Here is a 1,146-nt window from a genome sequence, read left to right as displayed (position 1 = left end):
GTCGGGGAAGACACTCTGCGAGTCATAAACTATCTTCTTGAATCCAAACCTCATCCTGAGCAGGCGTTCAGAACTTCAATAGGAATCTTAAATCTAACTAACAAATATCCCCTATCTGTGGTGAATCAAGCCTGTAGAAGCAGTTGGAATATGGATTGGATCGGTTACAAGTGTATTGCTGATGAAGCACAGAGGATACAGAAAGAATTAGAAGCTGCTGTAGATGATACCCAGCTTTGTTTGATCCCTGACAATCACCCCAACATACGTGGAGAAAAATATTATCAATAGGAGAATAAGAGTATGAACAACAACCAAGCTACCCTATCAAAACTGGAAGAAATGAGGTTACACGGAATGTCCAGAGCCTTTCAGAGCATTCTGGAAACTGGAATGAATCAGAAATTCACCATCGATGAGCTACTTACCCAACTGGTTGATACGGAATGGGAAGATCGGATCTTCAGGAAACAAGAACGACTGCTAAAAGCAGCTGGATTCCGGTATCAAGCATCCATTGAAGAGTTGGATTATCGGAAGGATCGAAATTTGGATAAGAATATGATTTTAAGATTGTCAGATGGAAGCTGGATAAAACAAGGAAAAGATATCCTAATCACTGGGCCCACTGGTACTGGCAAGAGCTTCATTGGGAGTGCCCTGGGGAACAGAGCGTGCAGTCTGGGATACCGGACAGTATACAGGCTCACCAGTAGACTGTTTCAGGAATTAAATTTGGCAAAAAAAGAGGGTAAGTATCTCAGGGAGTTAGCTAAAATATACAGAGCAGATGTTCTCATCCTTGAAGATTTTGGTTTGGCTCCATTCACCCAGGAAAAACGGTTGGAGCTACTAGATATTCTGGAAGATCGGCATGGTAGAAAATCTACCATTATCATTTCTCAGCTGCCAGTATCTGCCTGGCACGGTGTTATTGGTGAATCGACTATAGCTGATGCAATTATGGATCGGATTGTATATGAATCGTACAGAATTGAACTGGAAGGAGATTCTTTCCGGAAGAAAAGGGCAAAAAATATTGACTGAAAGTTGCCACTTGATGTAAGAACAATTAACAGGTTGAATGATGCCTATGAAGTGGCAACTTTCGTCCGGAACAGGTGGCAACTTTCACCGGAATGCGCA

Annotated in this window: 1 protein-coding gene and 1 pseudogene; both read left to right on the top strand. The window is 42.1% G+C overall.

Annotation, left to right across the window (positions count from 1 at the left end):
- Positions 1-291: pseudogene (locus tag DV872_RS27090) on the top strand (hypothetical protein); the annotation flags it as partial.
- A 12-nt stretch (positions 292-303) separates the two neighbouring features.
- Entirely contained in the window at positions 304-1,047 is a 744-nt protein-coding gene (istB, locus tag DV872_RS26105; RefSeq protein ID WP_114632905.1) for an IS21-like element helper ATPase IstB, read from the top strand.
- The last annotated feature ends 99 nt before the right edge of the window (positions 1,048-1,146 follow it).

It is taken from the genome of Oceanispirochaeta sp. M1 (assembly GCF_003346715.1).
Classification (GTDB): Bacteria; Spirochaetota; Spirochaetia; order DSM-2461; family DSM-2461; genus Oceanispirochaeta.
Note: the sequence above shows the minus strand (reverse complement) of the source record. Positions and strands in the feature narration are given on the sequence as shown.